This window comes from Shewanella sp. Isolate7, from assembly GCF_022398425.1.
GTDB lineage: Bacteria > Pseudomonadota > Gammaproteobacteria > Enterobacterales > Shewanellaceae > Shewanella.
Window position 1 is genome coordinate 1 of sequence record NZ_JAKEVJ010000131.1, and the last position, 6,048, is coordinate 6,048.

Consider the following 6,048-nt stretch of genomic DNA (forward strand, 5'->3'; position numbering starts at 1 on the left):
CTCTAAGGACAAGGGCGGCGACCTGACCTTCGATATGGCGGCCATCAAGTTCAACGGCCAAAAAGGCGACTGGGGCCTGGCGGCAGAATACCGCTTCACCTCCAGCACCGACTACATCAAGTATGGCTATGGCTACTACAATATCGACCCCGACTGGCAGTTGCAGTTTGGTATCAACAAGGTGCCTTTTGGTAACCGTGACTTCATCTCCAACAGCTGGTGGTTCGGCATCCCCTACTACCTGGGCTTCGAAGATGATCATGATGTAGGTATCAAGGCTATCTATGAAAAGAACGGCTGGCACACAGACCTGGCCTTCTACAAGAACCCTGAGTATGGCCCAACAGAAAATAAACGTTACGCCACAGATCTCTACACGGGCACCATCAACGGCACCGAGTACAACAACGAAGAGACCAACCAGTTCAACGTACGCCAAACCTACACCCTGGAGCATGAAGGCGGCTCGACCACGGTTGGCGGTTCTGTGCAGTATGGTCAGATCTATAACAACAAGACGGGCAACAACGGTGACCGTTATGCCGTCGCGCTGCACCTAGACAGCAGCTACAAGGGCTGGAACCTTCAGCTGCAGGCCATGCAGTATGAATATGACGCCGCCGACGCCGTCGATCCAAACAAGATTGGGGTCTCAGTGGTGAGCTGGCAGTATGAGATCGCCAGTAAGGGTCAGGCATACAGTGTCAACATCGCCAAGACCTTCAACACCGACTGGGGTAGCGTGAAGTGCTATAACGATTTCGGCTTGATGACACCTGACGTTGCCGATGACAGCTATGACAACAGCATGCAGAACGTCACCGGCTGTGCCATCTCAGCAGGCCCTACCTACACCATGGTTGATTTCATCATGGGTAAGAACATGACCTTCTCAACCGCTAACAATGACCATGTGGGGCTTCCAGAGGTTGGCGACGATTGGGACAAGCGGGTCAACATTAACTTTGGTTATTATTTCTAATGCTTAACGCAAGTTAGCTGGCAGTTGCTCCTACCGCCTAACTTACAGCTTTAGGGCCGCGCTATTGCTCATCTAATCACACCACCGCGACAAATTTGGCCCGGCCCTCGACCCTATCGAGGGCTTTTTTCGGTGAGGTTATGCCTAGTACACTCGGGGGAATCCTGCAAATTCACGCTCGTCAGCGCGCAGCAGGCGGCGCAGCTCATATGATCGCGATAGTGCTGGTCAAAAAACGCCGTGGTTTGTGCCTCTAACGAATCGAATAATTCAGGGGTTAATGGCCTATGCCAGCGATACTGCCCCATCAACTTGGCGAGATGGCGATAACAGGTCTCACGCCGATTTGACAGGTACTCGGGCGCGATCAACTGACTTTCAAACTGGGTCAGCGAACCGGTCAGATAGAAGGTGATGCCTTGTACCAGCTCCTTAACCTGCAAGGGGGTCGCCTCCAGCTCCCCCCTCTCTACCGCCTGGTGCAACGACTCGGTAAACCAGCCCCAAAAGGCATTGATTCGCTTCTTAAATCGCTCAATTTTTTCGTCGCTGGCAAGCTGCCACACCATGGTATTGACCGACACCGAGCGCAGGGTAAAAAAGCTCTTGCTGCGTTTAATGGTCTCGAAGGTGAACATGATAGGCAAGAGCACCCTCTCCTGCGCCGTCAGTTCCGGATGTTTATCGATAAAAATAGGTAAGTGATTCGATGTCGCACTCCTCAGGAAGAGGCAGACCAAGACATCTTCTTTTCGCTCGAAGAATTTATAGAGTGTCCCGGTCGAGCAACCCACCTCTTTCGCCAGCTGAGAGAATTTAAATGACACTATCCCTTGAGACTCGATAAGCTGCTCCGCAGCATCCAAGATCTGATTGCAACGCATCATTGGCAAAGTATCGGTGGGACATTTCATCGTTTACACCCTTATCGTGGAGGAGGCGAGAGTATGCGCCCAAATTATTTTCGAATTACAGTGACCCCTTAACTAATCGGGACAAACCTCACGTAAAACGGCCGCTACTGTCTGGCGTTGTGAATCACGTCAAACAAACATTCACGCAGAAAAATTTACGCCCAGATACACTAGCGCCTACATTTCGCCAGCATAGAAACATTTCAGAAAAGTTATTCGAGACATGGTTCACGAATAAGTTTGCCACTCAAAAAAAGCCGTGACTTACTTCACCTTTAACGCTTAGCAGAACCTCTATCTTTGCCTGCATAAAGAGACAGAGGACATTAGCAATGCACAACAGAAGAAACTTTTTAAAGCTTAGTGCGGGAGCCGCCATAGGTGGCATGGCCGCGACAATGCCCGCCACCTCCTTAGCCAAAGAGTGCAAAGAGATACAATGGGACGAGTCTCATGACGTTATCGTCGTCGGCTCCGGATTTGCCGGATTGTCAGCGGCGCTCAATACCAAGCGACAAGGCGTCGGCTCGGTATTGGTACTGGAAAAGATGCAGGTCATCGGCGGCAATTCGGCCATCAATGGCGGCTGGCTAGCCATCCCCAAGAACCCGATTCAGCTGGCACAGGGCATCAAAGATGACTCTCCCGAAGAGTTAGTCAAAGACCAGATCATCTCTGGCCGCGGCATGCAGAACGAGGCCGCGCTGCGTCAGATCGCCAATCGCGCCCTCGATGCCTATGAGCTATGCATAGGCACAGGCGTCAAGTTCCGCGATGGTTTCAACATTCAGGTCGGCGGTCATAACAAGGCTCGCGCCATACGGACACAGCATGGTACGGGTGGCGACATCACCACCAAGCTGTATGAGGCAGGTGTAAAAGAGGGGGTCGAGTACCATCTGCAACATTACATCGAAGACTTCATCATGGATGGCCAAACCATAGTCGGACTCAAGGTACGTAAAAACTATCGCTTCCCCGACATCAAGACCGGCAGCACTGTCTACATCAGAGCCAACAAGGCCGTGATCCTGGCCAATGGCGGCTTCGCCCGCAACATGAAGCTGCGCGAAATGGTCGACCCTTCACTCGATCCAACCCTAGATTGCACCAACGCCCATGGCGCGACTGGGGAAGTCACGCTAACAGCCATGGCACACGGCGCCTTGCCGGTGCACATGAACCTGATTCAAACCGGCCACTGGGGATCACCCGATGAGGGCGGTTTTGGCTGGTCAAATGCGCTGCTCTCAATTGGTTGGCACCAAGGCGCCGCCATCAGCGTCCTCAATGGCAAACGCTTCATGGACGAACGTGCAGACCGTAAAACCTGCTCCGAGGCCATCATGAAAAACCGTTATCCAGACAACAGTCCGGCCTACCCAGTAGTCTTGTTCAACTACGAAAAATACAAGGATGACGACCGTGTTGTGCGTGCGCTGCGCGACAAGATGGCCTGGAAACTGGACAGCCTAGATGAGATAGCCAGCAAGTTTACTATCCCTGCGGCCGAGCTAAAACGCACCATCAGCGAGTACAACGGCCATGTTAACGCCCGTAAAGACCCGCTATTCAACCGCAAGATGGACACGGCCGAGGTATTGACCGGCCCCTATGTAGTCTCGCGCATCTGGCCAAAAGTGCATTACTGCATGGGTGGCCTAAAGACAGATCTCGGCGCCCGGGTCATCGATGGCCGCTCCATGTCACCCATCAACAAGCTCTACGCCATTGGCGAGGTCACAGGTGGCGTTCACGGCGAGGCCAGACTCAGCTCGACCTCTTGTCTGGAATGTTTGGCGATGGGAATCGTCGTTTCTGAAACCATCAAATCTGACGCGCAGGCTTAATCACTATGAACAAATCTATTTTAACCCTCCTACTGGGACTGGCTCTGTCTTCAAGCGTCTACGCCGGTGATCTCGTCAAGATGAAGGGCAAGACTCAGGGACGCACCAACCACGAGTTTATCTACCAAGATGGCTGCCAGGGCTGTCACCAGGGTTCAGGCAAGAAGAACGCCACAGATGCCGCCTGCGTCGAGTGTCATGGCGAGATCAATAGCATCCCGGTAGACGAGAGCAAGCGGGCCATCCCAGAGGCCCATCCCCATAAGTCTCTGCACTATAACCAAGGCGCTAGCTGCCTGGCCTGCCATGGCGAACACGAGAATAAGGCGCCAGTCTGCGCCGAATGTCACCGCACCTGGTTCGGTGAGATGTAACAAATTCTGACGTAAATACTTAAAAATACTAATAGGTAATGATGATGAAAAAGACCACTCAATTTATGTTGTCTATGGTCGCCACCGCGATAGCCCTTTCTGGCTCAACGGCGTTTGCCGGAGAACAGGAAGATGGTATCAATGTTGGCGGCGCGGTACGTGTTAACTATGGCTACAAAGACTATAGTGAGGCCTCTAAGGACAAGGGCGGCGACCTGACCTTCGATATGGCGGCCATCAAGTTCAACGGCCAAAAAGGCGACTGGGGCCTGGCGGCAGAATACCGCTTCACCTCCAACACCGACTACATCAAGTATGGCTATGGCTACTACAATATCGACCCCGACTGGCAGTTGCAGTTCGGTATCAACAAGGTGCCTTTTGGTAACCGTGACTTCATCTCCAACAGCTGGTGGTTCGGCATCCCCTACTACCTGGGCTTCGAAGATGATCATGATGTAGGTATCAAGGCTATCTATGAAAAGAACGGCTGGCACACAGACCTGGCCTTCTACAAGAACCCTGAGTATGGCCCAACAGAAAATAAACGTTACGCCACAGATCTCTACACGGGCACCATCAACGGCACCGAGTACAACAACGAAGAGACCNTGCCTTTTGGTAACCGTGACTTCATCTCCAACAGCTGGTGGTTCGGCATCCCCTACTACCTGGGCTTCGAAGATGATCATGATGTAGGTATCAAGGCTATCTATGAAAAGAACGGCTGGCACACAGACCTGGCCTTCTACAAGAACCCTGAGTATGGCCCAACAGAAAATAAACGTTACGCCACAGATCTCTACACGGGCACCATCAACGGCACCGAGTACAACAACGAAGAGACCAACCAGTTCAACGCTGAGGAATCCCCTGATAACTTTGATATAAATCATGAAATTAGAGTGAACTTACACCTTGGAATGTGATCTGATTAAGCGCAAAAAAAAACCAATCACGGACTTCCAAGGTGCAAGCGTTAACTATCTTACATCAATCCCTCTATCAACATTGCCCAGAAATTCACCAAAAGCGTCTAAATACCCTCATGGTTGCCTGCCGGGCTCTCATTGATTCAGACCGTCTTACATTGACCGCTTTAGGTCGTCATATTGATGGAACTCATGCGCAAACCAAACATTCGATTAAGCGTATCGACAGGTTGCTCGGCAACCATCATCTTCATCACGAGAGANTTCAGACCGTCTTACATTGACCGCTTTAGGTCGTCATATTGATGGAACTCATGCGCAAACCAAACATTCGATTAAGCGTATCGACAGGTTGCTCGGCAACCATCATCTTCATCACGAGAGACTAGCGGTCTACCAATGGCATGCTAAGTGGTTACTGACACAGCACACCATGCCCATTGTTTTGGTGGATTGGTCTGATATGCGTGAAGGGCGCGAACTCATTGCCCTGAGGGCTTCTATTGCCATAAAGGGTCGTTCAATCACCCTTTATGAGCGAACATTTCCCTTAGCGCTGCAAGGAACGCAAACTGCTCATAATCAGTTTCTCAATGAGCTTCATAGGGTGTTACCTGCAAACGTCACCCCGCTGATAGTYACCGATGCAGGGTTTCGTAATCCCTGGTTTAGAAAGGTGGAGCAACTTGGTTGGTACTGGCTCGGTCGGGCTAGAGGATTGAGTGTTTATCGCCTTCATCCCTTTGGCCGTCAATGTTCACTTAAAGCGCTCTATGCCAGAGCAAGTAGCCGCGCCAAGTATGTTGGTCGGGTAGCCTTATCGGTCAAGAAGCCTTTGCTCTGTGAGATGGTATTGTTTAAGGCACGAGGTAAAGGACGTAAAGGTCAGCGCAGTACGACGACCGACTGTCATCATACCGCCCAATGGACCTATGAGCTGACGGCAAAAGAGCCTTGGGCACTGGTGACCAACCTCACGATGGAAGCCATGCCACC

The 6,048-nt window shown here is 51.6% G+C and carries 4 protein-coding genes and 4 pseudogenes; 7 read left to right on the forward strand and 1 reads right to left on the reverse strand.

Annotation, left to right across the window (positions count from 1 at the left end; all coding sequences use genetic code 11):
* The coding region (locus L1D47_RS20060; protein WP_239886553.1) for a hypothetical protein at window positions 1-982 on the forward strand (982 nt) is incomplete at its 5' end.
* Between the two features lie 113 nt (window positions 983-1,095).
* Here the strand turns inward: L1D47_RS20060 and L1D47_RS20065 are convergent.
* Window positions 1,096-1,896: a TetR/AcrR family transcriptional regulator gene (locus tag L1D47_RS20065; RefSeq protein ID WP_239886554.1), complete on the reverse strand. Its 801-nt coding sequence runs from the start codon at window positions 1,894-1,896 to the stop codon at window positions 1,096-1,098.
* 332 nt (window positions 1,897-2,228) lie between these two features.
* Between L1D47_RS20065 and L1D47_RS20070 the strand changes: the two genes are divergently transcribed.
* The 6 genes and pseudogenes from L1D47_RS20070 to L1D47_RS20095 form a co-directional block, all read left to right on the forward strand.
* On the forward strand, window positions 2,229-3,746 hold the full coding sequence (locus L1D47_RS20070) for a flavocytochrome c (RefSeq protein WP_239886555.1): 1,518 nt from the start codon (window positions 2,229-2,231) through the stop codon (window positions 3,744-3,746).
* Window positions 3,747-3,751: 5 nt separating this feature from the next.
* Complete coding sequence (locus tag L1D47_RS20075; protein ID WP_239886556.1) at window positions 3,752-4,120, forward strand: cytochrome c3 family protein; 369 nt, start codon at window positions 3,752-3,754, stop codon at window positions 4,118-4,120.
* A gap of 41 nt (window positions 4,121-4,161) precedes the next feature.
* Window positions 4,162-4,731 (forward strand): annotated as a pseudogene (locus tag L1D47_RS20080) (hypothetical protein); the annotation flags it as partial.
* A gap of 3 nt (window positions 4,732-4,734) precedes the next feature.
* A pseudogene (locus L1D47_RS20085) lies at window positions 4,735-4,974 on the forward strand (hypothetical protein); the annotation flags it as partial.
* A 116-nt stretch (window positions 4,975-5,090) separates the two neighbouring features.
* A pseudogene (locus L1D47_RS20090) lies at window positions 5,091-5,315 on the forward strand (IS4 family transposase); the annotation flags it as partial.
* Window positions 5,316-5,317: 2 nt separating this feature from the next.
* A pseudogene (locus L1D47_RS20095) lies at window positions 5,318-6,048 on the forward strand (IS4 family transposase); the annotation flags it as partial.

Coding starts and splice junctions, on each gene's coding strand:
- L1D47_RS20070 (WP_239886555.1), top strand. CDS start 2,229: ATGCACAACAGAAGAAACTTTTTAAAGCTTAGTGCGGGAGCCGCCATA.
- L1D47_RS20075 (WP_239886556.1), top strand. CDS start 3,752: ATGAACAAATCTATTTTAACCCTCCTACTGGGACTGGCTCTGTCTTCA.
- L1D47_RS20065 (WP_239886554.1), bottom strand. CDS start 1,896: ATGAAATGTCCCACCGATACTTTGCCAATGATGCGTTGCAATCAGATC.